The sequence below is a fragment of the Viridibacillus sp. FSL E2-0187 genome (assembly GCF_038006425.1).
Lineage (GTDB): Bacteria > Bacillota > Bacilli > Bacillales_A > Planococcaceae > Viridibacillus > Viridibacillus arvi.
Genome location: NZ_JBBOVG010000001.1, coordinates 2,341,748 through 2,366,903, shown reverse-complemented (window position 1 = coordinate 2,366,903; position 25,156 = coordinate 2,341,748). Strand labels below are relative to the sequence as shown.

The window sequence follows — 25,156 nt, the reverse complement described above, 5'->3', positions numbered from 1 at the left end:
TGTACGAAATAGATACAAGAAAGTTTCACTTTATCGTACAAAAAAGAGTCGGCTTAATCAATATCCGACTCCATAGAAGTATACCTTTTAAATCATTATGTAATTCAACATGGAAACTATTATTTTCCGATAGTGGATTAACACCACGTTGTAACATATTGAAGAAATAGGTCGTCTGCTCATTAGTGCCCTCTATAACAACTTCAATTTACTAATGTTCATTTATATAGCAGTTACCCTTCAAGCCGATTACTATAGATTTTAGTTTAATGAAAAATCAATAACAGTAACCCTGTACTTTGCCAGTATATACCAATGTGCTCGCTTTTTCATTCTAATGATTCCAAAAAAATAGAAGTTGTAAGCCGGCATTTACTATATTGTCGGCTTACTTATATTTATATTATATTATTGAGCGTTCTTTTTCCAATTTTTCAATGAGTTCATTAATATAATGGAGTACTTGTTGAGATGAGCTTTCAACCTCTTTTAATGCTAATTCAGCATCGGAGATTTTACCTGCGTTATAGGAAACAGCAGCTCGTTTTGCAGCTTCATGAACTTTTTGGTGATGTGAGTCTAACTCGATATAGGCTCTTTCTTTCCCGAACCTATCGCATGCTTTTTCAGATGAATACCATTTCCCTAGTCTGCAATCTCTATGTGAAGATACTTCACTTTCTTCGATTCTCTCTAGCCCTAAGAACATATTATAGACGCGCCATTTCCATAGAATGTGATCAGCTTTTGATAATTGTAATAGGGCATTACTTGAAAGTTGTACATTATTATTTTCAACTATACTTAATCTGAAATGATTAATCTCAGCACCTAGTTGATGGATGCCAGCTGAAGTTGCTTGTCCTAATTCGCGAATATCATCTTGCAAATCAGAAATTTGTACCATACGATGAGAGACTTCATCTATTGCAGCAGCTTGTTGTTCTGATATTGCAGCTGTATTTGTTACATCTACATTAATTTCTTCGATAGCTTCTACGATTGAGGAAAGAAGGGGGAGAGAATCTTTTGCCTCATTTGTTGCTTCTTTTATAATAGTTGTTGTTTGAGAAATCGATGTAGCTACATTACTTGAATAACTTTTTAAATGTTTTACGTTTGAAGAGACTTCTCCTAATGCTGATACAGTGTTTTCAGCGAGCTTACGAACTTCTTGAGCAACAACAGCAAAGCCCTTTCCGTGTTCACCTGCGCGAGCTGCTTCTATAGAAGCATTTAGAGCAAGAAGATTTGTTTGATCAGCAATCTCTTTTATTAAAGTTACTACATTCTCGATATCATTGACTCGTTTTTGTAATTCACTGAATGATTCTACAATCGATGTGAAGGTTTCTTCCGTTTTGAAGATTTCATTTAATGCTAAATCAATGGTGTTTTTACTATTTGTAGCATATTTGACAGAGTCAGCTGTTTTTTCAGAAATACGGGCGGATGTTTTAGCTACTTCAGTAATGGAAGCAGTAATCTGTTCTGTTGCAGCAGTGGATGATTGAATTTCTTCGTTTTGACGATCCAAACTATATACAAGGTCTTTCATATACATAATTTGTGAGTTCGTATCCATTAAAGCTGAAACTTCACTAACTGCGTGTTCAATCATTCGTTCTGTCGCTACCTCAAATAATAGTTCTTGATCGATATTCACAGCAGCTTGAAATGAACGCATCAAGTCGAATGCTTTGGCAGGTTTGTACCCAAAGTTATACAATATGTGTGTAGTGACATAAAAAGCAAATTGATTGAAGATAACAATGGTTTTACCTGGTTCAAATTTATGATGTCTAAATAAGTAGAAAAAACGAACAGTTTCATCTACGTACTTTTCATCTCTAGGATGTAAAAAGAATGCATTTAAGTATTTTTCTATATATTGATTAGAAATTGGATTATGTTTATCTGGCGCAATTTCTTCTAAGTATTTTGTGAAAATATCACGCATGGAAGGTGTACATTCCATTAATTTTGAATATAGCTCTTTTAAGTTTTCTTCATCTGCTTTATGGAAATTATTAAATGCTAATGTATCTTTAAACCTCCCAACGGTATTGATATCAGTTCCTCTTTGAAGAAGCTGAGCCATTTCCAATTTGGGTCTAATAGTAGCAAACATCCGTATCCCCCTATGTTAAAATGTTGTATTTTTATAGTAATTTTATCACATTAATAGTAGGGAATAAAGGCACAAAAAAAGGTTTCGGTAGAATATACAAAATACAAATAAAAGGATTTGAAAAATATGTATAAAATAATTTATATGAAAGCGGATTATGAGCCGTGGTGGCAATTTGAAGGTTGGGAAGAACATATTATTGAAGAAAATGTATTTGAAATTAAAGAAGAAGCAGAATATTTTTTGATTAGGACTTTACAAATTTTCAAAGAAAAGTATGATCACGACGCTAGTAAAAAAGAACGATTCTGGGCATTTTGGTCTGATGATGAAGTTGGGTTTTGTGAAGCTTGTGATGAAGATATTCAAACTTATCACGGTATTATTTGGTTAGATGAGAAAAATCAACCTTAAATATAAGAATATTTACCAAAAATCATGAACATTCATTGACAAAACTTCCAGCTGTACGTATAATTATCTTAACAATTGAAATTGATTAACCGCAACTCGCATTCACATATTCCATGAAGTGATCGGCAGTAGTTCGGTACTTTATGGAATATGTGAATTTTTGATTTCGGTCATTAATTGCATATTGTCTACATTTATTTTTTTGGAGGTTTTCTCACATGAAACAAGGTACAGTAAAATGGTTTAACTCAGAAAAAGGCTTCGGTTTTATCGAAGTTGAAGGCGAAAACGACGTATTCGTACACTTCAGCGCTATCCAAGGTGATGGCTTTAAAACTCTTGACGAAGGTCAAAAAGTTGAGTTTGAAGTAGTTGAAGGTAACCGCGGACCACAAGCAGCTAACGTTACTAAACTTTAATATTAGCTAATAAAAAGGAATATCTTTCGGGATATTCCTTTTTTCAGTTCTTCGTTATGTAGATAATATGTATTCTTTGAAAAATATGTAATGGAAAAGCTTCTGTTGCTAGTATAAGTTTAAATGAGTGAAATAATACATTATTACAAATTATTTTTGGGATAAGATTTCTTAGGATGTTTATAGTACCGTACAAGCGATAGTCTATAATAAATCGTACTTAACATGTTATACTAATTTAATCAAATAGGAGGTGGCGTTATGATTAATAAAATTGGACAAGTAATGCTATATGTAAATGATGTTGAGGCAGTTGCAACTTTTTGGGAGGATAAATTAAACTTTGTTGTTCGACAAAAAAGCAACGAACCATTATCGGTAGAACTTGCACCTACTGAAGACAGTGAGACTAGCTTTGTTTTACATGATAAAGAATTTATAGCTAAGATGAGTCCAGAATTGCATTTAGGTACACCTTCTATTTTGCTTTATTCAAATGATCTTGAAAAGGACTATCAAATTTTACAAGAAAAAGGCGTAAAAGTAGGAGCAATCGTTGAATTACCTCATGGAAAAGTCTTTAACTTTGCAGATGTTGAAGAGAATTACTTTGCTGTAATTGAACCGAAATAATTCCTAACTAAACACCATTTATACAATAGAGATGTGTATACTAAAATTAGTGGGATCATATCACTAGTAGTCAGGATTCACGATTTTATCACATTATTGTCATGGAACCGATAAATCTTGACTTCTAATAACCTATAAAGACGAAAAACACATATTAGCTAATATGTGTTTTTTCTTTTTATTGATGGACTAGTTAATAAGAGCTTAAACGAAGTAATCAGTATTTAATGGAACAAGATAAATAAGACAAGCAAAACGATTTCGTGGCCCGGCTCGTTTATATGGAAAATTTTATTCAATACATACACTTTAACAATTGTTTCAAGGCCTATTTTTTGTTAGGGTAATTTTTTCAATACAGCACGTACAGGACTTCCATCTGCTTCAACCAATGGGAGTGGGAGGGCTGCCAACTCATAATTACCTGGCCCAATATCATCTAATATAAGCCCCTCTAAAATGTGAATGTTATGACCGGCAAGTTCATGATGGGCAGACAATTCTTTACTTTCAAGTGGATCTACTGAAGGTAAATCAAGGCCAATAAGACGAACACCAAGTTCTGAAAGATATGCCGCTAATTCTGGTTGGATATGAGGAATGGTTTGTGGAAAAACGCTTCGATTCTTCCAAGCATCTGTGCGAATTAACAGTCGTGTCACGCCTTGTAGATCAAAATTGGATAATTCATTGACGCCAATGCTAGTTTTGTTTGATAAATGGATAACGCGTGCATTCCCTATATATAAATCGAGATCCAGATCAATTACTTTTTTTCCGTCGTTATCAAAATGAAAAGGTGCATCAATATGAGTACCAGTGTGTAAACTCATATTAATTTGACCTACATTGACAGATCCACTGTCATTTTTACTCCAGTTGACTTTGTATGAAAATGGAGTATCCCCAGGCCATACTGCAACGTTTTCATCAAGTCGTTGTGAAATATCTATCCACATACTCATGCATCTTACCTCCATCTCTTTTGGCTATTATTCTCTTTGAAGTTCATTTAATAGAAAAAACTACTTTATTTCTTCTTATAGTTTTGTTCTTAGACTCCATAGTTCTGGGAAAAATTGTTGGTCTAGTACTCTTTTTAAATATGTAACACCCGATGATCCACCAGTACCTTGTTTATGACCAATAATTCTTTCTACTGTACTTACATGATTAAAACGCCATAATTGCTGTTGATTGCCAATGTCTACTAACTTCTCGGCCAATTCATATAAGTCCCAATACTGCTCGACATCGCGATAAACTGTCAGCCATGCCTCTTCGACACTAGTATTTGGTTCATATTTTTGTGAAAAATCCCTGCTAATAGCTTCTTGATCAATAGGTAATCCACGTGCTACAAGGGCATTAATCGCAGCGTCATAAATACTTGGCTCATGAAGGGCCTGCAGCATTTGCTCAGATAGTTCTTTCTGATGTTGATAGACTGATAGCATATGGACATTTTTGTTTCCTAATGCAAATTCAATTAAACGGTTTTGATAAGATTGGAATCCAGAAGATTGACCTAGTTTATCACGAAATTCCATGTATTCAGAAGGTGTCAAGGTTGAAAGAACACTCCATGATTGAATCAATTGCTGTTGAATTCTCGAAACACGCGATAACATTTTAAATGAGGGTTCCAGCTTATTTTGGCGTATACACTCAGTAGCAGCTGCCAACTCATGTAAAATAAGTTTCATCCATAACTCACTTGTTTGATGGATAATGATGAAAAGCATTTCATCGTGATGGTCGGAAAGTCTATGCTGACTAGATAGAATCTTATCAAGGTGGAGATAATCTCCGTAAGACATCGATTTTTGAAAATCGGTTTGAATTTCTTTCTCTAGCCCAGATTTTGTTTGTTCATTGTTTTCTTGATTCGTCATTCTGCGATCCCCTCACTCTTCATATATAAATTGCTTCCCATTATTCTAATCTATTTTTTCTTCACATCTAGAGATTCTTCCACTACAATGATTAGCATTTCTTCTATTCGAAACAAAAAAGGAGACAAGTAAAAATAGTAACGGAGGAATCTCGAATTGAAGCATGATTTAGAAATTTGTAAACTGTCCTTTGGTGGATATCAAGTTATGCAATAACTTCTCGTTCATTCTTGAATTTTTCATATTTTTTTTCTGACATGATATTTTTAAGTATTTGTACCACTTTCCAAACTTCTGCATAGGAAGTATATAGGGCAACTGGAGCAAGACGAATGATGTTAGGTGCTCGGAAATCCGGGATAACACCGTTTTCTTTCAATGCCTTACAAATGCGTGCAGCTTCTTTATGCTCTAGGCTCACATGACCTCCGCGACGTATGTCTTCTCTAGGAGTTCCAATGAAAAATCCCATGTTTTCCAACTCGAATTCCACTAAATCTATTAAATATTGATTGATTTTTAGAGATTTTTCCCGAATATTCTCGATTCCTGCTTCTATGAAAATATCTAAAGACCCGATCAAAGGTGCACAACTTAAAACATGAGGTGTTCCGATTTGATAAGCGCCCGCAGATTCAGCAAGTGTTAATGTATGTTCCATATCGAATTGTTTATCTTTTCTAGACCCGAACCATCCAGCCAATCCAGGCAACGTTCCAAAATGTTTTCGATTTACATATAAGCCCCCAACAGCACCAGGACCGCCATTTAAGTGTTTATAATTGCACCAATACGCAAAATCTACACCCCATTCACTGAATAAATGCGGAATTGCACCAATAGAATGACATCCGTCAAATCCAATCATGATTCCTCGTTTATGAGCTTCCTCAGTTAAACGTTTCATATCCAATATTTGACCACTGCGATACAGGACTGTAGGCAAGATGATTAGAGCGATGTCATCGGTCATTGCTTCGATAATGTCATCCTCATCAAGAAATCGGCCATCGCTACTTTTCACACGAATGAGATTGGTTTTCGGGTCGTATCCATGTATAGATAGTTGACTTTGAAGAGCATAAATATCAGTCGGAAAAGTTAGTTCATCTGCTAAAATTTTTGTGCGAATTCCTTCCGGCTTATAAAAAGTAGCTACAAGTTGATGCAGATTTACAGTTGTAGAGCCAGTTACAATAACTTCCTCATGAGATGCGCCAACTAATTGTGCCATCTTTCCGGCCAATTTCTCTGCCATGTAAAACCAGGGATGATTTCCTTGAGTCCATCCGTCAATCCCGTATTTTTTCCAATCCTCTAATGATTCCAAAAGAGTGCGCTCAGCTCTTTTCGAAAGTAGTCCCAATGAGTTTCCATCCATATAGATGGCATCTGGCTTTAAATAAAACTCTTCTCGAAAACTTTTAAGGATATCTTTCTCATCCAGTTGTTTTGCGTAATCCAAAGTGTATTTTGAAACCATATTGATCCTCCTAAATTGGTTTTCCTGAATATTCCAGAGAATCGTACCAAAGAATATGACACAATGTCAATAAGTTAATTCAGAAAATTAATAATATTAAATCATTCGAATGTTTTTTTAAACAAATATTTTTGTTTTGAAAGATTTCCTTTATGCTAGAGGCTAAGGGGGAATAGGAATGGATAATCGTAAAGTAGGGGATAAACGACATTTGCGCTCAATTATGACACGTCAAAAGTTATTAGAAGTTGAAAAGGAAATTTTTCTTGAAGAAGGTTTTCAAGCTGCGGTTATTTCTCAGATGATCAAAAAGGCAAACATCGGTTATGGAACTGCTTATGTTCATTTTAAAGGAAAAGAGGATCTTTTAATTGTATTAATGGAGAATATCATGGAGCAATTTTATGAAATTGCCGAAACTTCTTTCTTTCCAAAATCAAAAGACGAAGCAAAACATATGATAAACAAACAAGCAAATGCATTTTTGAAAATGGCAGAAGCTGAGCGTAATATGATGCAAGTTTTTGAACAAGCTATTGGAATATCAACGGTTATATCAGATAAATGGAAAGCAATTCGGATGAAGTTCATTCAGCGAATATCAAAGGATGTCGCCTATGCACAGCAAAATGGACTGGCAAGAGCTGAACTAAACCATGAGCTTGTAGCAAAAGGGTGGTTTTTCACAAATGAAATGTATCTTTGGGAAATTGTCCGTAACGAACATCAAAGTTCTATCGAAGAAATTGCTCAGACCATCACGTCAGTTTACTTTGAAGGTTTGTATTTGTAACTATATTAATGATTCTATATTTGTTAGTTCGAAAAAATCCAGTTTTATTGAAAAGGGGAGGGCTAATAATTGTTCCTTTTCGCCTCAGTTATCATTTTATTAGGGGTTTATTTTTCAGTGACTTTCACTAAAAATCAATCTTTAAAAAAGAAATATATTATTTGGGGATTAGTTACAATGTTCATTTTCACACCATTTGTAGGATGGTTAATTAGTATAGCGGTGGCAATAGCTGTTGGTGATGGATTCGCTGGTGTAGGTATGATGATGCTCCTTTTACCAACATTTTTTATAATAGGGTTAATTCTTACATTGATTGGTGTTTTCAAAAAGAGCGTTGTTACTCAACAAATAGATTAATGATATTTTATTTATTGGCTCTGTTTAAATTGATTGTTGTATTTAATCAAATTAATGAGCGTATTCGAGATTTCATTCTCAAATACGCTTAAATTTCGAATAGCGAATAATCAATAATCTTGACTGGTTTACGTTTATTCGTAAGATTTAAAGTGCTTTAATTGATCTGTCGAAAGAATCGTCCCATCAATTGTAGAATGCTCATATGGCCCAAAATGGTCTTTATTATGAGGGAAAAAAATATAGACGACATTTGGTTCATCTGAAAAAATAACCTTTACCCAATAGCTTGGAAGACCTGCAAAGTGCCATTTACATTCAATGGATTGTATAACTTCCTTCTGATAAGACATATCTTCTATCAAATAGTTTTCGATTCTTTTTTCATATAGTTGCTTTTTGATTAGGACTGTACAAAATGGAGCAAGCAACACAATGACTAATGCAACAATCAAAAACTTTTTCATTTGATACCTCCCTAAACAATTTTGCCCAATTATTCAATTAGAACAACTTCTTCTCTTTATAGATTTCGACAAACATTCCCAAAAAACCTTGTTCAGCTTTCATTTTCCTAAAGGTTAAAATGCAATAATGAAAGTACGTTATTAACAACAGATAATTTATTGATTTTATTAATAATTTCAACTAAATTAACTTAATTTGTGTATTATGGATATAAGAGGTATTAAAATGTAATTGACTATTAATTTAATTGACAAAGAGGTGCTTAATATAAAAGTACAATTAAAACCCGTAACGAGAGAAAATTGGGAAGAAGCATTGAAGTTAAGTGTTAAAAATGGACAGTCAAATTTTGTGCCATCAGTTGCTGTCTCACTTGCAAAAGTATATATCAAACCAGATGGAGATTCCGTTGAATATATACCATTCGCCATTTATGATAATGAGCAAATGGTCGGCTTCATAATGCATGCTTATGAAGAAAATACGACGGATATGTATTGGATAAACGGTTTTATAGTGGATAACAAGTATCAACGTCGAGGGTATGGTAAAGCAGCTTTAAATGAAATGGTTCAGTGGATTGCAAATCGTTTTGATATTTGTAAGGAGATACGTTTAACAGTCCATAAAGAAAATACAAATGCACGACATTTATATGAACAATTCGGTTTTTTGCTTACAGGAGAAGTGTATGATGATGAGGATGTTATGTATCTACCTATTAAATAGATATAATCTATAAAATAATAAGGTGGTTAGAACTAATGGTGAATAAAAAAGGCGTTATTGTAATGACGCTCATTTCTGCAATCCTTTTTTGTTCTTTACTAGTCATAAGTTCACTTACACCTATCTCTGACCTGGGCCCGAATGCTAATAAATTTGGCTCCGTAGGTATGTGGCTAGGAATGGTGATGATATTATTCTGCTATCTATTACCTGTAATTCTATTCGTAGCAGGGATAAATGCGATGAAGTTTATTATGGCAATACTTTGTGGCTTTGGCATTTTAATATTTACGGCTACAATGGGAACAGTTTTAGTTTTAGGATTTGTTCAAAATATCGTTCCTGAAATTTTTGTCGTTGTAGCGATCTGTTTTGCTGCAATTATAGTTAATATTAGCTGGTTTTTTGTAGCCTTCGACCAAAAAAGGTTGAACTAACTATTTTTAATAATTAAAAAGTTTATAGAATACATTAAAAGGGCCGCTTACTCTTAAGCTGGCCCTTTTAATGTATTCTAACAATACCAATTTACTTATATTGTAATTATAACATAAAACTTTTTGAATAATAAGACTTTAATTATTGGGGTTTATAATATACCATAAAATGGAATATGAATAAACTGATAATGGAGGAGAATGATGATTTTTGATGAGCTTATTTACAAAAGACCAGACATGGTTGAATTTGAGGATAGGGTATCGAATCTATTAGAAAGGTTTGCTAGAGCAGAGTCATATAACGAGCAATTTAAGATAATTGATAAGATCAATGCAATTAGAAATCATGTGTTAACAATGCTAACAATAGCAGAAGTAAGAGGTCTATTAAATTCTTCAGATATAAAATATCAGGAAGAACAACAGTTCATCAACAAAAAGTGGCCAGTCTATGAAAAGGTTACAGCGAGTTATTATGAACATTTAATTAATTCATTATTCAAAGGACAAATTATTCAAAAGTATGGAAAACAATTGCTATCACTTGCTGAACTTAATATAAATACCATCAGTTCGGAGGTTATTGCTGATTTAGCATTAGAAAATAATTTGATTAGTGAATATACGAAGTTATTAGCAACTGCAAAAATAGAATTTAAAGGGGAGGAGAGAAATCTTTCTCAATTAGATAAATTTGTAGCTTCCCAAGATAGAACTATTAGAAAGGAAGCAACTGAGAAGAAATATGAGCTAATGGAGCAACATGAAGAGAGAATTGATGAGATTTTCGACTCTTTAGTTCAGGTGAGAACGGACATTGCTAAAAAACTAGGCTATCATTCTTTTGTTGAACTTGGGTATGCAAGACTTTCAAGAATTGATTACAATCAACATGATGTAGCTAACTTCAGAGAAAAGATTTTAAAATATATCGTTCCTATTTCGGAAGAGTTAAGGGAAAAGCAACGAATTAGACTAGGATTAGATACTCTAAAGTACTTTGATGAAGAAGTTCGATTTAAATCTGTTGACACTATTTTAAGTGGAGAGATTAACTGGATAATAGAAAAATTTAAGACAATATTCCAACAGCTTTCAAAGCAGTGTGGAGAAGTTTTCACAACTATGATTAAGAATAAAATGATGGATTTGTCGGTTAAAGAAAATAAAGCACGAGGAGCTTACTCTACTTATTTGTGTGATGAAAAGACTCCATATATCTTTGCTAACTTAAATGGTTCGCGTAAGGATGTAAAAGTTCTTGCACATGAATTTGGGCATGCATTTCAAATGGCTGTTTCTAATCAAAATAATAATATACAAGAATATATAATACCTACTAAAGAAGCTTGTGAAATAAGTTCTATAGCAATGGAATTTTTGATTTGGCCATATGTGGAAGATATATTTGGAGATGAAGCTCAGAATTATAGATATTCACATCTAGAAGATGCTATATATGCAATGCCTTACCGAGCATGTATTGATGAGTTTCAACATGTTATTTACGAAAATCCAAGTATATCTTCTAAAGAAAGGAAAGAGAAATGGATTGAAATTGCCCATAAGTATATGCCTTATAAAACATCATATAATCATCCTTATTTAGCAAAAGGAAGCATATGGCAGCAACAAATTCATTTATTCAAATTTCCATTTTACTATATAGATTACGCAATAGCTCAAATTTGTGCATTACAAATTTGGACAAAAGCTCAAACAAATAAGGAGACCGCATGGAGTATGTACATGGATTTATGTAAACAAGGAGGACAACTATCTTTCCTTGATTTACTTGAACATTCTAATATTGCTTCACCTTTTGAAAATGCTGCATTTGAAAACATGGTAGATGAAATTAAAACGTGGTTTGTTAAACACGAACAATTAGATGGAGTAAATCAAAAATAATCATATAAATGAATAAAGAGCCCATTTTAAATAAGGTCAATACAGGCTCTTTATTTTTTTTGACTCCTATCATACATAGTCTTGATTACCTCTTGTATATTAAAGCTAGAATTATGCTACTTTTTCAAACCCACTCTAAAATTTCAATTCTATTTCCAAAAGGATCGTTTATATAAATTCTAATTGCTCCTGGTAAATCTTCATCAGTAATGAATTTAATAGCATTTTTGGATAAATGGGATTTTAAAGCTTCAATATTTTCTATCTCAAAAGCTGGATGTGCCTTTTTTGCGGGACTAAATGGTTCTTCAATTCCAATATGAATTTGATAGTTAGCAAATTCAAACCAAACCCCACCTCTTTTTCTTAAAAGCTCTGGTTTTTCAATTTCTCGAAAGCCTAGAATATCACCAAAAAATCTTTTTGCTTCGTCTTCTGAACCTTTAGGGGCAGCTAGTTGAATATGAGCAATTGATTTAAATAAAAATGACATAGTAAAACCTCCTTATAATGTTATATTCCCATTTTATCTCAAATTAATTGATAAGGAAATGTGATTAAAATTATGAATATCCATAATATTAACTTATGTTGTTTTTTGGAATATTTATCTGGGAGTCAATAGAAATTAGGAATGTATTATATTAATTATATTTGAAAGCGATACTTACATCATTAAAAGCATATATATTATTGGAGAGAGTAGAAAATAGTGAACACATAAAGGAGATGACAAATGATAAGTGCAAATCAAAAATCCGAAGAGGAATATAACGAGAAAATAAAGTTTTCCGTTATAATCCCTGCACATAATGAAGAAAAGTACATTGGAAAATGTTTAGATTCAATAAAAAAAGCATCACAAGCATATGCAGATCAAATCGAAATCATTGTCGTATTAAATCGATGTACAGACAAAACGGAGGAAGTAGCAAAGTCTTATAATTGTATTACATTAAAAAATAATGATAAAAACTTATCTAAAATTCGTAATGCAGGTGCTGCAATAGCACAAGGTGAAATAATCATCACCATTGACGCCGATACACAGATGACAGAGGGTTTGCTATCGAATGTAGACAAATATTTAGCATCAGGAAAATACATAGGTGGTGGCGTGAACGGGCAGTTTGAAAGGGTATCTTTAGGAATCATCGTTTCAGCAATGTTATTAATTGTTCCCTTACTCTTTAAGTATGGGTTAATATCTGTGGGGATTTTCTGGTGCTATAGAAAAGACTTTAACGCAATCAATGGATTTAATGAAAATATGTTAATGGCAGAAGACGCAGATTTTGCTAAACGGTTGAAAGAATTGGGAAAGAAAAATAATAAAAAGTATGGAACGATAAAAAATGGAATGATCACTTCTTGCAGAAGATTTGATGCTTACGGGGATTGGGGACTATTGAAAAATCCAAGGGTAATCTTAGCTTATTTAAATGGTACTGATCAAAAATATGCAGATAAAACATATTATGAGGACCAAGAAAGATAATTAAAATGGACTGGAAATAAATGTATATCACCTTCATCGTCAAAATATATATTGATAGGGGAGTCATGTAGTTTTGCATGGATATTTAATACTTTAAATAATACTTACCAAATGGTGCATGAACCTCTCTAATACTAGCATATGATATTAATAATATGTTACGAGGAGGAAGAGATATGAAGAAATCACTGGTCATTATGGGAAATGGGAATACATATGTTGTTGATGAATCTCCCGACGAGTTTTATGAAAATTATTTAAGTGAAACAGTAGAAAGCTATGCATACCTTGATTTAGATGACTTTACAACGGTTGCGATTGCACATATCTCTGAAATTGTCGGTATAGAAGAGTAATAATTTTAGCCACATCAACTAGGTGTGGCTTTTTATTTTGAGTTACTTTAGAAAATGGTCTTCTATAACAATTAGTAAATTCTTACTTTAGCTTGTATAATACATATATAGTTCTTGAATTATTTAATAAATTTAAATTTTAATAACTAAAATTATCTAAGGGATGATTGTGATGGAAAAATCTTTTGAAGATGCTATAAAGAATTTAATGGAGGAAATGTTTGATATTCAAAATAAATCAAATGAATTTATGAAGGTACTTATGCATGATGAAAACCTTTCAGAGAATTTAATCCTCTTATTATTAAGACTAAAATTATTCAAACATATGAAAATTACTGAAATCTCAGAAGCATTCATGCTAACCCCTGGTGCAGCAACGAATATGTGTGATAAACTTGAAAACTTAGATTATGTAGAAAGAATAAGGATAAAAGATGATAGAAGAGTTGTAAGGGTTTCTCTTACTAAAAAAGGGGAAGAAAGAGTTGCAGCAATTTTTTCTAAATTCTCAAAAGAAAAGATAGAGGAAATCTCAAGAACTTTTGTAGAGATAAATAAGCTATTTAAAAAAATCGAATATTAATAAAACCTAAAAAACAGATTATTTCTAATCTGTTTTTTATTTTTCGGAAATTGGATTTTTCTTTCACTAAAACCACGTTTAATGGAATCGTCAATGTGTAGTCCTTTTTAAAAATAGTGTTGCTTCTCTAGTTATTTTCAAAGTACTCCTCCTAGTATGTGCTAATTCAATTCTTTTGGCTATTCAAGTAGCAAATATAGCTATGCTTATTCAACTAACCTGCTCTTATAGTGCAAATAAAATAATATAATCCTGCATAATAATTAATGTTTAAAATAAAAATTAACAATCTTTATACGTGTATAGGAAACAGGGGTAAAAAGACACGTTCCTTTTGCCATGGTGTAAATAATCTTGGAGAACAATTTATAGGTCGTGTAAACACTAAGTTATTTTGGAATTTCTTTGTAAGCTAACTTCAAAATGATATCTCTGTGTTGAGGATATTTAAGTAGAAGTTCGTCCTGTGTAAACAATTCGAAGTCTTGGAATTCAAAACCTGGAGAAACCATGCACCCAACTAAAGAGCATACATCTTCCCCCATAACAGAAGATCCAAAGATTGAATGTTTAGGTACTAAAGCTTGAGGAACTTCTCCTTTTTCAAGATTTAATCCTAATTTAATCTCTTCATATTCTCCATTCTCATGAATGATATGTATTGTTAAAGGACTACCACCGTGATAATACCATAATTCATCAGATTTCAAACGATGGAAATGGGAAATATCATTTGATGTTAATAGAAAATAAATACTCGTATAAAGCTTTCGTTGACCTTCAAAAGATACTTGTAACTCTTTATCAGAAGTGCGTTCCTCAGATTGAAAAGTTTCTTTGTAGTATCCACCTTCTGGATGCGGAATAAGTCCAAGTTTTGATACCCAAGATTGTAATTCACTTAGTTTGATCATTTTATATAGCCATCCTTTCAATTCAATATCTAAATATTACATCATTTCTTAAACTCATAGTTAAACTTTTTATTTAAAAAATTTGACAATTAGTATCGTTATTACATATTATATTTAATATATATTTTAGTAATTAAAATATTTTATTTTTGAAATTAAATTGATTATTATTAATTCTAAATAAGGAGAAGAGTATGAAAAAAACAAAATGGATAATCGGGGTGTTGATTTTGATACTAGCTGGCTCTTTTGTTTCATCTAATATGAGTAAAAAAGATGTTGTGAACAAGTGTGATTTGGAAAATGTGAAGAGGATTTATGTTGATGCTGATATTTCAAACATTGTTATTGTCACTGGTGAGCCAATGATGAATATTAAATATACAGGTCAAAAATCTTTAGTTGGAAGTCCTAGCATGGATGTTGTTTATGAGAATGATCAAGCCATTATAAAGATAAAGGCAATTCAAAAAAAGTGGATGACCATAGTGCCTGGTTCAACAAAAAGAGGGGAATTGATATTGAATATTCCTTCTAAGTTATTAGAACATGTGCAAATAAATACGCGAAATGGCAATATAACTGCAAAAAATGTAAGTGAAATTAATCAATTAAGCCTTAGTTCAAGTGTAGGGAATATTAAGGTAGACTCTTTTAAAGGGGAAGACTTAGATATTGAAGCAAAAAACGGTTCTATTAAAATAGGATCTGTCGATGGAACAGTTAATATAAAGAACCAAACTGGCTCACTGAAAGGCTTGATTTTTACTCATATTAAGGGCAAGAACAAGATAAAACTATCAAACGGCAATGCCCACATTACGCTACCAAGAGAGCTAGAGATGAATGAAATTAGCTTTAATATTGCAACTAAGAATGGAAAAATAACAACAGAAAATGATAAATTATTAAACAAAAATATTATAAAGCAAGGGGCAGGAAATCGAATAGTAAATAACATTAAGTCAGATAACGAATTAGATATTTCTGTTTCAGTAGGTCAAATAAAAATTAACTAAATGACTAAAGTTAATTGAATGAAAGAGCTGTCAGATAAACAATACTTTCTAAATATACCGTATAATATGGATGTACTCTTGTATTAAACTATTAAAAGAAGTCATATCACTATTTAGCTTTTTACACAAAATAGAGGAATAGATAAAGATATAACAAATGAAGTAATAGAGAGTACATCAATAATTTTTTTTGAATTAAATTTGAGTGAAGCGTCCTAGTTAGGTCGGTATTGATTAATGGAGGTAGCTATATGAAATACGAAATTATTTTGTTCGATGTTGATGATACACTATTCGACTTTAGTAAGTCGGAAAAGAATGCCTTACATAAAACTTTTGTGGAGTTCGGATTACCTACTGGATTGGCGGATTATGAAGCCACATACAAAGAGATTAGCATGATGTTATGGAGAGATTTGGAACAAGGTCTTATCACTTTACCAAAACTGGGAGTTGAAAGATTTAAGCGATTGTTCCTTACACATGAGCTTGAAATTAATGCTGATAAGTTCGGTAGTGTTTACCTTGGGTATTTGGGCAAAGAAATACATCCTATTAAGGGCGCTGTTGAAGTATGTGACAAGCTTTCAGGTTGTAGGCTGTCTATTATTACAAATGGCTTTAAAGATGTGCAGATATCAAGAATAGGGGGCTCTCCTCTCAGCAACACTTTTGAGCATATCTTTATTTCTGAAGAAATTGGATTCCAGAAACCTGAACAAGGTATTTTCGATTATGCGTTTTCTAAGCTACAGATTACAGATAAAGAAAAGGTGTTGATTGTGGGTGATTCTTTAACCTCTGATATTCAAGGCGGAATAAATTACGGGATTGATACGTGCTGGTTTAATCCGCATTTTAAAGAAAATAAAATAGGACTTAAGCCGACGTATGAAATACATGAGCTGGCGGATCTTTTAAATATTGTATAGAAATCGTGATATTTAAGCGAATTATTCAAATGTTTATTTGGATGTATGTGCCAGCACTATAAATACAGATAATATTATAAGAGTGGACATGAAAAACTACACCCCCAATTGTTAGACGCCAACTAACAATTGGAGATGTAGTTTTTTTACCTCGTTCTAAATTCAGGACGAGTAAAAGCTTGGAAGCTTTTTATTTTTTATCTAAGATTTCATTGAAAATTTGTCCTTCTCCATCTAATTTAATTATTTTAAGTCGACTGGTGTTTTTGATAAAAATTGTTTTATATTGTTCTACACCATTTTTATCAATTAGAAGAAGAACACGCTTACCTTCGTTATCTGTTACAGTTTGAAAGTTATATTCTTTATTATCAATTTGCTCAATAATATAGTTATATTCAGGTAATGAAGTCCATTCCTCATGATTTGTATTTTCTTTTGATTGTTCATTTTCTTGTAGAACTTCTTGTCCGCCCTCGGTTTGCGCCGATTGCTCATTTTTTTCTGTAACCTCATTATTGGTTTTATTTACGCCATTACTGTTACAAGCTGTTGCTGTTAACATTGTTGCAATAGCAATTAAGGTAATAATCGTTTTGTTCATTTTTTTCATCATCTCCTAATTATCTAATTCACTTTAATGTTAATAACGAAACCTAGTTATCTCTAAGAAAATGTCATAAAACTGGATCAAGGTCTATATATTCACTTATTGAGAAGGAATTTGAACAATTAACAGAAGGAAAAAACTTCTGATAAATTCTAATTAAGCTTGGCATTAACAAATGAAGCATTACCCTCATGCCTTGTAAGAATGAAATATTACACAGAGTATGTCCCATAAAGGTAACTATTACGACAATGCAGTAATTGAAAACTTCTTCGGTATTAGATTGATTTTGAAAGTGTAGAGCATTTCAAGAAAAAATACTCGTAGCATATTTAGATTACTACAATCAAAAACCAATCAAGGCAAAATTAAAAGGCCTGAGCCCGGTACAATACCGGGTTCAGACCTTACAAGTAACAAAATAACCTGTCTAACTTTAAAGGATTATTTTAAGCCTTCTTTTTCTTTCCACTCTAAATATTCATCATAAGTTAATTGCTTATCTAAAATTGAACCGTCTTCACGGATTTCAATTACGCGGTTAGCAATTGTTTGGATGAACTGATGGTCATGAGAAGTGAAGATCATAGCGCCTTTGAAGCGAATTAAACCTTCATTTAGTGCTTGAATTGACTCAAGGTCAAGGTGGTTAGTAGGCTCATCAAGTAAAATAACGTTTGCAGAAGCAAGCATCATTTTAGAAAGCATACAACGAACCTTTTCGCCCCCAGATAATACAGAAGGAGATTTTTTAACTTCTTCACCAGAGAATAGCATACGACCTAAGAATCCACGTAAGAAGCTTTCAGTTTCGTCTTCTGGTGAATATTGACGTAACCATTCTACCAATGATCTCTCATTGCCTCCGAAGTATTTATCATGATCATTTTCGAAGTAGCTTTGAGATGTAGTGACACCCCATTTATATGTTCCAGCATCTGCTTCTTTTTGTTCCATTAAGATATCAAGAAGAGCAGTTTTTGCTTGTGGGCTACCTAATAAAATGATTTTATCTTCTTTGTTCATTGAGAAGCGAATATCTTTAAATAGTGTTTCGCCATCGTGACTAGCTGTTAGACCATCAACAGTTAACACGTCATTACCGATTTCACGACCAGTTTGGAAGTTGATGAATGGATATTTACGGCTAGATGGTTTAATGTCATCAAGCTCGATTTTATCCAACATTTTTTTACGAGAAGTTGCTTGGCTTGATTTAGAAGCGTTCGCAGAGAAACGAGCAACGAATGCTTGTAGCTCTTTAATCTTCTCTTCTTTTTTCTTGTTTTGGTCTGACATCATTTTTTGTGCTAATTGGCTAGACTCATACCAGAAGTCATAGTTACCAACATATAATTGGATTTTAGAGAAATCCAGGTCAGCAATATGTGTACATACTTTGTTTAAGAAGTGACGGTCATGGGATACAACAATAACCGTATTTTCAAAGTTGATTAAAAATTCTTCTAACCATTGAATAGCTTTTAAGTCAAGGTGGTTGGTAGGCTCATCCAGTAATAGAACATCAGGCTTACCAAATAGAGCTTGTGCTAATAACACTTTAACTTTGTCTGAACCTTCTAGGTCAGCCATAAGCATATAGTGAAGTTCGTCACCAATCCCTAAACCGTTTAATAATGTTGCAGCTTCAGATTCAGCTTCCCAACCATTAAGGTCTGCAAACTCACCTTCTAATTCAGCAGCACGCATGCCATCTTCATCAGAAAATTCTTCTTTTGCGTAGATTGCGTCTTTTTCAGCTTTTACTTCCCAAAGACGTTTGTTCCCCATAACAACTGTATCTAAAACGTTAAATTCATCGTATTCGAAGTGATTTTGCTTTAATACAGAAAGGCGTTCATCTTTACCCATTGATACGTGGCCATCTTGTGCCTCAATATCACCAGATAGAATTTTTAAGAATGTTGATTTACCAGCACCGTTTGCTCCGATTAGTCCGTAACAGTTACCCGGTGTGAATTTAATATTTACGTCGTCAAATAATTTACGGTCGCCATAGCGAAGACCTACATTACTTACTTGAATCATGTAAGTTCCTCCTTTTTTCACAATGCTTCTAGTATATCATGGAACGCTATACAAGGCAGTAAATAAAACTCTAAAAGTGTATAAATTTACGTATATTATATGCTTTTTAGTCAAAACCACTGAATTCTGTATCTTATTGGTAATGAAAATAGTATGAATGGTCATTCTTAGTGCATCTTTTGTAAAAATTTTGATATAGAAAAAATTAATCTTTAGAATATACTCATTTTTTGAATCTCATAGAAATAGAATTAATAAGATGTAAATCAAAGAAAAGGTGGGATTCCTATGAAAGGGAAAGTCGCGGTGATGACAGAGCCTGAGCAACTTATCTTTGAAGAATATGATTTACCAAAAGCTGGACAAGGTAGCGTTTTAGTGAAAGTGATTCGAACAAATGTATGTGGTTCTGAACTACACATTTGGAGAGGACAACATCCAACAAAAAAATCTGGTGTGATGGGTCATGAGATGGTGGGAGAGATTGTGGAGCTTGGTGAAAATGTCACCACTGATTTTGCTGGGAATCCAGTGAAAGTTGGAGACAGGATTGCAGCGGCTTACTTCTTAACTTGCCGCAAGTGTAACCATTGTCAGCAAGGATTGTTTAACTTATGCGAAAATGCATACGAATTTTGGAGTAAGGATGCTCATGAATATCCTCATTTCCATGGTTCGTTTGCAACACATTATTATATTCATCCAAATCAATATTTTTATAAAGTACCAGAAAATGTCTCAGATGCATCTGCGGCCAGTGCCAATTGTGCGCTATCTCAAGTTTATTTTGGGGTTGAGAAAGCTGGCATTAAGTATGGCGATACAGTCGTCATACAAGGAGCTGGAGGACTCGGCTTGAATGCATCCGCTGTTGCAAAATCATTAGGGGCGACAGTAATTGTGATTGATGCCGTTGATAGTCGTCTTGCACTAGCGAAGAGGTTTGGGGCAGATTATACAATTTCTTTTGCAGAATATCCTTCAGTAGCAGATCGCGTAGCTCGACTATTAGCTTTAACGAATAATAGAGGAGCGGATATTGCGATGGAGTTAACGGGTGTTCCTGCTGCATTTAATGAGGGGATCCATTTATTAAAAGCAGGGGGTAAGTACATTAGTATTGGTAATATCTCACCAGGAAAGTTGACTGAGTTTGACCCAGGGCTAATGACGCGAAAAAATATTCAGATTTTAGAAGTTATTCGATACAATCCATGGTATTTGCAAAAAGCACTCGCGTTTTTAAGTGACAAAAGCGATGTATACCCATTCGATGACATGCTAGCTTGTGATTATACGTTAGCAGATATTGCAAAAGCACTTGATACTTCTGCAACTCGTGAAATAACACGGGCTTCAATTTTAGTCAATGAAGGAGTGTAATTATGAATCCCATTCTAACTGAAATTTTAGGAGATAACGGACAGATTTTAAACATAACTTTAAATCGACCGAAAATGCTCAATGCTTTTAATACAAAAATGGCTGAGTATTTGTTGTCACTTTTAAAAGTTGTATCAACTGATTCGTCCATTAGGGTTGTACTTTTAACTTCTTCAAATAACGATGCATTTTGCACTGGAGCAGATTTGAAGGAACGTCAAGGACTTTCTGATGAGGCTTGGAAAGTACAGCATGAATTATTTGAACAAATGTTTTATGCGCTTGAAGATCTACCACAGCCAACTATTGCCGTAGTAAATGGCTATGCTTTGGCAGGTGGTTTTGAATTAGCGCTCAATTGCGATTTACTTGTTGCAGCAAAAACTTCGAAATTTGGTTTACCGGAAGTGACGCGTGGCATAATGCCTGGATGTGGTGGTTCTCGCCTTTTACCGAAACGAGTGCCATTACATAAAGCGAAACAATGGTTGTTTACCGGTGAAATCTTTGGAGTAGAAGAAGCAAGTGATGCTGGTCTACTTAATGCGGTCGTCCCACCGGAGGAGTTGTTCCAAACAGCACTAAGACTTGCAAATAAAATTGCAAAAAATGCTCCATTGGGTGTGCAAGGTTGTAAGAAGAGCGCAAATACATTAGGAGCGTTATCAAATAGTGAAGCGCGAAAACGAGAAATAGAGATTTATAATCTAGCGGTTAATTCAAATGATCGACTTGAAGGTGTGCTTGCATTTAATGAGAAAAGGGCGCCAATTTTCACAGGGAAGTGAGGGAGAATTACGTTGTTATTAGCAGATGAAAAAGTGGCGTTTTTAGAAGAACTCCGTCAAAGTGTACGTGCTGTTTGTAAAGCATTTTCCGATACGTATTGGCGAGAAATTGATGAACATCAAGCATATCCAACGGAATTTGTGAAAGCGCTAACTGATGCAGGCTTTTTAGCAGCTCTCATTCCCGAAGAATATGGGGGTTCGGGCCTTGGTATTACAGAAGCCTCCGTTATTTTAGAAGAAATCAATCGCTCTGGAGGAAACTCCGGAGCGTGCCATGCCCAAATGTATACAATGGGAACCATTTTACGTCATGGTTCGGATAATCAAAAACGTATGTATTTGCCGAAAATTGCTGATGGAAGTTTACGTCTACAAGCATTTGGGGTGACAGAACCAAATACAGGTACGGATACTACAAATTTAAAAACTACTGCCGTGCGACAAGGCGATCACTATATTGTGAATGGTCAGAAGGTGTTTATATCTCGTACGGAACATTCAGATTTAATGATTTTACTCGTGCGTACAACCCCTGTTGAACAAGTAACTAAAAAGAGTGAGGGTTTGTCCGTGCTGTTAGTTGATTTACGGGAGGCAGTTGGAAATGGCCTTGAAATTCGGCCGATTAAGACGATGATGAATCATTCAACGACTGAGTTGTTTATCGAAAATTTAAAAGTACCTGTAGAAAACTTAATTGGAGAAGAAGGAAAGGGCTTTCGGTACATTCTAGATGGTATGAATGCAGAACGTATTTTAATAGCCTCAGAATGTATAGGTGACGGTCGCTGGTTTATTGAACGTGCTACAAACTATGCGAATGATCGTGTCATTTTTAATCGCCCTATCAGTCAAAATCAAGGTATTCAGTTTCCGATTGCTAGAGCATATATCAATATTGAGGCGGCCAATCTCATGCGTGTTAAAGCTGCTCAACTTTTTGATGAGGGAAAACCATGTGGGGCAGAGGCGAATATGTCAAAGCTACTTGCAGCGGATGCGTCTTGGGAAGCGGCCAATGTCACATTACAAACACATGGTGGTTATGGTTTCGCGACGGAGTACGATGTTGAACGTAAATTTAAAGAGACGCGATTATATCAGGTAGCACCTATTTCGACAAACCTTATTTTATCGTTTGTAGGGGAGCATGTTTTGAAAATGCCGAAATCTTACTAAGTGATATTTTGAAATAGGAAGGTGTAACTGGAAGGGTGGTGAATTGTATGTTGCCATTACAAGGAATGCGAGTCATTGATGTCACGACGAACATTTCAGGTCCTAGCTTGACGATGATTCTAGCTGATCTTGGTGCGGAAGTTATTAAGATTGAACGTCCAGGTATTGGTGATGAAGCACGCAAAATGGCCCCACTTGTAAAAGAGGATGGAACATTTTTCTTGAATATTAATCGCAATAAAAAGTCAGTTGTATTAAATCTGCAATTACAAGAAGCAAAAGAAGTAATGTATGAACTAATACGTGATGCCGATATTTTTGTTGAAAATTATCGATTAGGAAAAGCCGATAAGTTGGGGCTTGGCTATGATACTTTGAAATCTTTAAATGAGGGTTTAATTTATTGTTCATTGACAGCATATGGTCAAAAGGGGTCCTCCAAACATAAACCAGGTTACGATGCTATTTTACAAGCCGAAACAGGTTTAATGAGTATGACAGGGAGCGATCAATTAGCACGTGTACCTGTATCGATTTTAGATCAAGGGAGTGCCGTGTGGGGTGCACTTGGAATTTTAGCAGCTCTTTTGCAGCGTAAAGAAAATGGACAAGGACAAAAAGTTGAAACTTCACTTTTTGAAACAGGGGTCTACTGGGTAGGTTATCATTTACTCTCAACAATGTTAACTGGGCAAAATCCAGAAAAATTAGGCTCTAATCACGCTTCCTTCGCACCATATGGGGCTTTTCAGACAGCAGATGTGCCGATCATGATTGGCATTTCTAATGATCGATTATTTATAAAGCTCTGCGAAGTGTTAGAGAAGCAACAATGGCTTAAAGATGAGCGTTTTGTTTCAAATGTAATGCGTGTTCAAAATCGTGCACTGCTCAATGAAAAAACTAGCGGATTTACTGCGAACAAAAAAAGCAGAAGACTGGCTCGCCGCTCTAGAGGAGCAAGGTGTACCTAGTGCTGAGATTCAGCAAATGACTGATGTAGCAATGCACCCACAAACATTGAGTAACCAAATGCTTATAGATGCCAAGCACCCAAACAATGGAAACATCCATTTAACACGCTTACCGATTACACTATCATCAGTGGATTTGAAAATCAGAAATACCCCCCCAGCTCTAGGGGAGCATACAGTTGAAGTGCTGAAAGCTTTAGGGAAAAGCGAGGTAGAAATCGAACGGTTAATGAACATGCAAGCTTTGGAAAATTAACGCCAGATTTCTTTTTTTCGAACGTAGCTCTAAATAATTGATCATTGGAGGAATGACTATGTGTAAATCGAAAGTGTATGTTTTAGACACAGGTTCGATGAAGATGGATAAAAACTATATGATTGCTATGCATAACCCAGCAAGTGTTGATAATCCTTCTCCCCCAGCAGAGTTTGTAGAATTCCCAGTTTATGCAGTATTAATTGATCATCCTGAAGGGAAAATTCTATTTGATACAGGATGTAATCCTGATGGGATGGGAGAAGAAGGACGCTGGCCACAAGGTGTACAAAAGCTGTTCCCAGTTTTCCAAAGTGAGGAATGCTACTTAATCAATCGTTTAGAACAACTAAAGGTACGTCCAGAGGATATTAAATATGTTGTCGCATCTCATCTGCATTTAGACCATGCCGGTTGTTTAGAGCTTTTTACGAATGCCGAAATCATTGTCCATGATTCAGAGTTATCTAATGTTATGAAAACATTTGCTATGACACGTGATATGGGTGCTTATATATGGGGTGATGTAGAAGCATGGATAAAAAATCAGCTTCGCTGGCGCACAATTCAGCCACATGAAAAAGAAGTAGAGCTTGTAAAAGGTATCAAAATCTTAAACTTTGGTCCAGGACATGCGTATGGCATGCTTGGTTTGCATATTGAGTTGCCAGGTACAGGTAATCTTTTGCTTGCTTCAGATGCTTTATATACTGCAGAGAGCTTAGGGCCACCCGTCAAGCCACCAGGTATTATTTATGATTCTGTGGGCTATAGTAGCTCAGCAGAGCGTATTCGAAAGCTAGCAGAACAAAATAATTCAACGATATGGTTTGGTCATGATGCAAATCAGTTTAACTCATTTATTAAATCAACCGAAGGCTATTACGAGTAAATCTATAACAACCCTAAGGCCACTATTGTCTTAGGGTATTT

The 25,156-nt window shown here is 34.2% G+C and carries 28 protein-coding genes and 1 pseudogene; 20 read left to right on the top strand and 9 right to left on the bottom strand.

What is annotated here, in order from left to right:
• Positions 1-403: 403 nt before the first annotated feature.
• Positions 404-2,131 carry a globin-coupled sensor protein gene (locus MHH85_RS11600; RefSeq protein ID WP_340707189.1) on the bottom strand — a complete coding sequence of 576 codons (1,728 nt, stop codon included), beginning with the start codon at positions 2,129-2,131 and terminating at the stop codon, positions 404-406.
• A 126-nt stretch (positions 2,132-2,257) separates the two neighbouring features.
• On the opposite strand from MHH85_RS11600, the gene MHH85_RS11595 reads away from it, so the two are divergent.
• The 3 genes from MHH85_RS11595 (at position 2,258) to MHH85_RS11585 (ending at position 3,597) form a co-directional block, all read left to right on the top strand.
• Entirely contained in the window at positions 2,258-2,545 is a 288-nt protein-coding gene (locus tag MHH85_RS11595; protein ID WP_340707188.1) for a DUF1033 family protein, read from the top strand.
• Positions 2,546-2,763: 218 nt separating this feature from the next.
• Entirely contained in the window at positions 2,764-2,964 is a 201-nt protein-coding gene (locus MHH85_RS11590; RefSeq protein ID WP_038189357.1) for a cold-shock protein, read from the top strand.
• A 261-nt stretch (positions 2,965-3,225) separates the two neighbouring features.
• A complete protein-coding gene (locus tag MHH85_RS11585; protein ID WP_193739296.1) occupies positions 3,226-3,597 on the top strand; it encodes a VOC family protein in 372 nt (123 codons plus the stop codon).
• 338 nt (positions 3,598-3,935) lie between these two features.
• Here MHH85_RS11585 and kynB read toward each other — a convergent pair whose 3' ends face one another.
• The 3 genes from kynB to kynU all read right to left on the bottom strand — a co-directional run bounded on the left by kynB (position 3,936) and on the right by kynU (position 6,975).
• The gene (gene kynB, locus MHH85_RS11580; protein ID WP_193739297.1) at positions 3,936-4,562 is read right to left on the bottom strand and encodes an arylformamidase; all 627 of its coding nucleotides are present in this window, start codon (positions 4,560-4,562) and stop codon (positions 3,936-3,938) included.
• Between the two features lie 75 nt (positions 4,563-4,637).
• Positions 4,638-5,492, bottom strand: coding sequence for a tryptophan 2,3-dioxygenase (gene kynA / locus MHH85_RS11575; RefSeq protein ID WP_340707187.1), 855 nt, complete (start codon positions 5,490-5,492; stop codon positions 4,638-4,640).
• 205 nt (positions 5,493-5,697) lie between these two features.
• Positions 5,698-6,975 carry a kynureninase gene (kynU, locus tag MHH85_RS11570; protein WP_340707186.1) on the bottom strand — a complete coding sequence of 426 codons (1,278 nt, stop codon included), beginning with the start codon at positions 6,973-6,975 and terminating at the stop codon, positions 5,698-5,700.
• 178 nt (positions 6,976-7,153) lie between these two features.
• On the opposite strand from kynU, the gene MHH85_RS11565 reads away from it, so the two are divergent.
• Positions 7,154-7,768, top strand: a complete 615-nt coding sequence (locus tag MHH85_RS11565; protein ID WP_340707185.1) for a TetR/AcrR family transcriptional regulator — start codon at positions 7,154-7,156, stop codon at positions 7,766-7,768.
• 117 nt (positions 7,769-7,885) lie between these two features.
• Positions 7,886-8,128, top strand: coding sequence for a hypothetical protein (locus tag MHH85_RS11560; RefSeq protein WP_340707184.1), 243 nt, complete (start codon positions 7,886-7,888; stop codon positions 8,126-8,128).
• Positions 8,129-8,262: 134 nt separating this feature from the next.
• Here MHH85_RS11560 and MHH85_RS11555 read toward each other — a convergent pair whose 3' ends face one another.
• Positions 8,263-8,595: a DUF3139 domain-containing protein gene (locus MHH85_RS11555; RefSeq protein WP_340707183.1), complete on the bottom strand. Its 333-nt coding sequence runs from the start codon at positions 8,593-8,595 to the stop codon at positions 8,263-8,265.
• A 268-nt stretch (positions 8,596-8,863) separates the two neighbouring features.
• Between MHH85_RS11555 and MHH85_RS11550 the strand changes: the two genes are divergently transcribed.
• From MHH85_RS11550 to MHH85_RS11540, 3 genes are all read left to right on the top strand, one after another.
• Positions 8,864-9,325, top strand: coding sequence for a GNAT family N-acetyltransferase (locus tag MHH85_RS11550; RefSeq protein WP_340708162.1), 462 nt, complete (start codon positions 8,864-8,866; stop codon positions 9,323-9,325).
• Between the two features lie 35 nt (positions 9,326-9,360).
• A complete protein-coding gene (locus tag MHH85_RS11545) occupies positions 9,361-9,762 on the top strand; it encodes a DUF5391 family protein (RefSeq protein ID WP_340707182.1) in 402 nt (133 codons plus the stop codon).
• Positions 9,763-9,966: 204 nt separating this feature from the next.
• Positions 9,967-11,676 (top strand): M3 family oligoendopeptidase, encoded by a 1,710-nt coding sequence (locus MHH85_RS11540; RefSeq protein WP_340707181.1) that lies wholly within the window; start codon positions 9,967-9,969, stop codon positions 11,674-11,676.
• 124 nt (positions 11,677-11,800) lie between these two features.
• Here the strand turns inward: MHH85_RS11540 and MHH85_RS11535 are convergent, their stop codons facing one another.
• Positions 11,801-12,169, bottom strand: coding sequence for a VOC family protein (locus MHH85_RS11535; RefSeq protein WP_340707180.1), 369 nt, complete (start codon positions 12,167-12,169; stop codon positions 11,801-11,803).
• A 243-nt stretch (positions 12,170-12,412) separates the two neighbouring features.
• Between MHH85_RS11535 and MHH85_RS11530 the strand changes: the two genes are divergently transcribed.
• The 3 genes from MHH85_RS11530 to MHH85_RS11520 all read left to right on the top strand — a co-directional run bounded on the left by MHH85_RS11530 (position 12,413) and on the right by MHH85_RS11520 (position 14,116).
• Positions 12,413-13,174 carry a glycosyltransferase gene (locus tag MHH85_RS11530; protein ID WP_340707179.1) on the top strand — a complete coding sequence of 254 codons (762 nt, stop codon included), beginning with the start codon at positions 12,413-12,415 and terminating at the stop codon, positions 13,172-13,174.
• Between the two features lie 176 nt (positions 13,175-13,350).
• A complete protein-coding gene (locus MHH85_RS11525) occupies positions 13,351-13,530 on the top strand; it encodes a hypothetical protein (protein WP_038189333.1) in 180 nt (59 codons plus the stop codon).
• A gap of 172 nt (positions 13,531-13,702) precedes the next feature.
• A complete protein-coding gene (locus MHH85_RS11520; RefSeq protein ID WP_340707178.1) occupies positions 13,703-14,116 on the top strand; it encodes a MarR family winged helix-turn-helix transcriptional regulator in 414 nt (137 codons plus the stop codon).
• Positions 14,117-14,505: 389 nt separating this feature from the next.
• Here the strand turns inward: MHH85_RS11520 and MHH85_RS11515 are convergent, their stop codons facing one another.
• Positions 14,506-15,030 carry a cupin domain-containing protein gene (locus tag MHH85_RS11515; RefSeq protein WP_340707177.1) on the bottom strand — a complete coding sequence of 175 codons (525 nt, stop codon included), beginning with the start codon at positions 15,028-15,030 and terminating at the stop codon, positions 14,506-14,508.
• 194 nt (positions 15,031-15,224) lie between these two features.
• Between MHH85_RS11515 and MHH85_RS11510 the strand changes: the two genes are divergently transcribed.
• Both MHH85_RS11510 and MHH85_RS11505 read left to right on the top strand, forming a co-directional pair.
• Positions 15,225-16,049, top strand: a complete 825-nt coding sequence (locus MHH85_RS11510; protein WP_340707176.1) for a DUF4097 family beta strand repeat-containing protein — start codon at positions 15,225-15,227, stop codon at positions 16,047-16,049.
• A 251-nt stretch (positions 16,050-16,300) separates the two neighbouring features.
• The gene (locus MHH85_RS11505) at positions 16,301-16,981 is read left to right on the top strand and encodes a YjjG family noncanonical pyrimidine nucleotidase (RefSeq protein WP_193739309.1); all 681 of its coding nucleotides are present in this window, start codon (positions 16,301-16,303) and stop codon (positions 16,979-16,981) included.
• A gap of 190 nt (positions 16,982-17,171) precedes the next feature.
• Here MHH85_RS11505 and MHH85_RS11500 read toward each other — a convergent pair whose 3' ends face one another.
• A complete protein-coding gene (locus MHH85_RS11500) occupies positions 17,172-17,585 on the bottom strand; it encodes a hypothetical protein (RefSeq protein ID WP_340707175.1) in 414 nt (137 codons plus the stop codon).
• Positions 17,586-17,802: 217 nt separating this feature from the next.
• Between MHH85_RS11500 and MHH85_RS11495 the strand changes: the two are divergent.
• Positions 17,803-18,016: pseudogene (locus tag MHH85_RS11495) on the top strand (IS3 family transposase); the annotation flags it as partial.
• Positions 18,017-18,035: 19 nt separating this feature from the next.
• On the opposite strand, the gene MHH85_RS11490 reads toward MHH85_RS11495, so the two are convergent.
• Positions 18,036-19,640, bottom strand: coding sequence for an ABC-F family ATP-binding cassette domain-containing protein (locus MHH85_RS11490; RefSeq protein ID WP_193739311.1), 1,605 nt, complete (start codon positions 19,638-19,640; stop codon positions 18,036-18,038).
• A 288-nt stretch (positions 19,641-19,928) separates the two neighbouring features.
• On the opposite strand from MHH85_RS11490, the gene MHH85_RS11485 reads away from it, so the two are divergent.
• Genes MHH85_RS11485 through ahlS form a run of 6 tightly spaced genes read left to right on the top strand, consistent with a single transcriptional unit; the run spans position 19,929 to position 25,115 of the window.
• Entirely contained in the window at positions 19,929-21,023 is a 1,095-nt protein-coding gene (locus MHH85_RS11485; protein WP_340707174.1) for a zinc-binding dehydrogenase, read from the top strand.
• Positions 21,024-21,025: 2 nt separating this feature from the next.
• Entirely contained in the window at positions 21,026-21,811 is a 786-nt protein-coding gene (locus MHH85_RS11480; protein WP_340707173.1) for an enoyl-CoA hydratase/isomerase family protein, read from the top strand.
• 12 nt (positions 21,812-21,823) lie between these two features.
• Positions 21,824-22,993 (top strand): acyl-CoA dehydrogenase family protein, encoded by a 1,170-nt coding sequence (locus tag MHH85_RS11475; RefSeq protein WP_340707172.1) that lies wholly within the window; start codon positions 21,824-21,826, stop codon positions 22,991-22,993.
• A gap of 47 nt (positions 22,994-23,040) precedes the next feature.
• Positions 23,041-23,967, top strand: a complete 927-nt coding sequence (locus MHH85_RS11470) for a CaiB/BaiF CoA transferase family protein (RefSeq protein WP_340707171.1) — start codon at positions 23,041-23,043, stop codon at positions 23,965-23,967.
• 16 nt (positions 23,968-23,983) lie between these two features.
• A complete protein-coding gene (locus tag MHH85_RS11465; protein WP_445684112.1) occupies positions 23,984-24,223 on the top strand; it encodes a CoA transferase in 240 nt (79 codons plus the stop codon).
• Positions 24,224-24,281: 58 nt separating this feature from the next.
• A complete protein-coding gene (gene ahlS, locus MHH85_RS11460) occupies positions 24,282-25,115 on the top strand; it encodes an AhlS family quorum-quenching N-acyl homoserine lactonase (protein WP_053415111.1) in 834 nt (277 codons plus the stop codon).
• Positions 25,116-25,156: the final 41 nt, after the last annotated feature.

What these genes read in the sequence shown, in the direction of transcription:
- MHH85_RS11545 (WP_340707182.1), top strand. Translation starts at nt 9,361, where the DNA reads ATGGTGAATAAAAAAGGCGTTATTGTAATGACGCTCATTTCTGCAATC.
- MHH85_RS11520 (WP_340707178.1), top strand. Translation starts at nt 13,703, where the DNA reads ATGGAAAAATCTTTTGAAGATGCTATAAAGAATTTAATGGAGGAAATG.
- MHH85_RS11555 (WP_340707183.1), bottom strand. Translation starts at nt 8,595, where the DNA reads ATGAAAAAGTTTTTGATTGTTGCATTAGTCATTGTGTTGCTTGCTCCA.
- MHH85_RS11505 (WP_193739309.1), top strand. Translation starts at nt 16,301, where the DNA reads ATGAAATACGAAATTATTTTGTTCGATGTTGATGATACACTATTCGAC.
- MHH85_RS11500 (WP_340707175.1), bottom strand. Translation starts at nt 17,585, where the DNA reads ATGAACAAAACGATTATTACCTTAATTGCTATTGCAACAATGTTAACA.
- MHH85_RS11540 (WP_340707181.1), top strand. Translation starts at nt 9,967, where the DNA reads ATGATTTTTGATGAGCTTATTTACAAAAGACCAGACATGGTTGAATTT.
- MHH85_RS11530 (WP_340707179.1), top strand. Translation starts at nt 12,413, where the DNA reads ATGATAAGTGCAAATCAAAAATCCGAAGAGGAATATAACGAGAAAATA.
- MHH85_RS11600 (WP_340707189.1), bottom strand. Translation starts at nt 2,131, where the DNA reads ATGTTTGCTACTATTAGACCCAAATTGGAAATGGCTCAGCTTCTTCAA.
- kynU (WP_340707186.1), bottom strand. Translation starts at nt 6,975, where the DNA reads ATGGTTTCAAAATACACTTTGGATTACGCAAAACAACTGGATGAGAAA.
- MHH85_RS11465 (WP_445684112.1), top strand. Translation starts at nt 23,984, where the DNA reads ATGACTGATGTAGCAATGCACCCACAAACATTGAGTAACCAAATGCTT.
- MHH85_RS11470 (WP_340707171.1), top strand. Translation starts at nt 23,041, where the DNA reads ATGTTGCCATTACAAGGAATGCGAGTCATTGATGTCACGACGAACATT.
- MHH85_RS11515 (WP_340707177.1), bottom strand. Translation starts at nt 15,030, where the DNA reads ATGATCAAACTAAGTGAATTACAATCTTGGGTATCAAAACTTGGACTT.
- MHH85_RS11585 (WP_193739296.1), top strand. Translation starts at nt 3,226, where the DNA reads ATGATTAATAAAATTGGACAAGTAATGCTATATGTAAATGATGTTGAG.
- MHH85_RS11510 (WP_340707176.1), top strand. Translation starts at nt 15,225, where the DNA reads ATGAAAAAAACAAAATGGATAATCGGGGTGTTGATTTTGATACTAGCT.
- MHH85_RS11490 (WP_193739311.1), bottom strand. Translation starts at nt 19,640, where the DNA reads ATGATTCAAGTAAGTAATGTAGGTCTTCGCTATGGCGACCGTAAATTA.
- kynA (WP_340707187.1), bottom strand. Translation starts at nt 5,492, where the DNA reads ATGACGAATCAAGAAAACAATGAACAAACAAAATCTGGGCTAGAGAAA.
- MHH85_RS11485 (WP_340707174.1), top strand. Translation starts at nt 19,929, where the DNA reads ATGAAAGGGAAAGTCGCGGTGATGACAGAGCCTGAGCAACTTATCTTT.
- MHH85_RS11595 (WP_340707188.1), top strand. Translation starts at nt 2,258, where the DNA reads ATGTATAAAATAATTTATATGAAAGCGGATTATGAGCCGTGGTGGCAA.
- MHH85_RS11535 (WP_340707180.1), bottom strand. Translation starts at nt 12,169, where the DNA reads ATGTCATTTTTATTTAAATCAATTGCTCATATTCAACTAGCTGCCCCT.
- ahlS (WP_053415111.1), top strand. Translation starts at nt 24,282, where the DNA reads ATGTGTAAATCGAAAGTGTATGTTTTAGACACAGGTTCGATGAAGATG.
- MHH85_RS11525 (WP_038189333.1), top strand. Translation starts at nt 13,351, where the DNA reads ATGAAGAAATCACTGGTCATTATGGGAAATGGGAATACATATGTTGTT.
- MHH85_RS11590 (WP_038189357.1), top strand. Translation starts at nt 2,764, where the DNA reads ATGAAACAAGGTACAGTAAAATGGTTTAACTCAGAAAAAGGCTTCGGT.
- kynB (WP_193739297.1), bottom strand. Translation starts at nt 4,562, where the DNA reads ATGAGTATGTGGATAGATATTTCACAACGACTTGATGAAAACGTTGCA.
- MHH85_RS11480 (WP_340707173.1), top strand. Translation starts at nt 21,026, where the DNA reads ATGAATCCCATTCTAACTGAAATTTTAGGAGATAACGGACAGATTTTA.
- MHH85_RS11565 (WP_340707185.1), top strand. Translation starts at nt 7,154, where the DNA reads ATGGATAATCGTAAAGTAGGGGATAAACGACATTTGCGCTCAATTATG.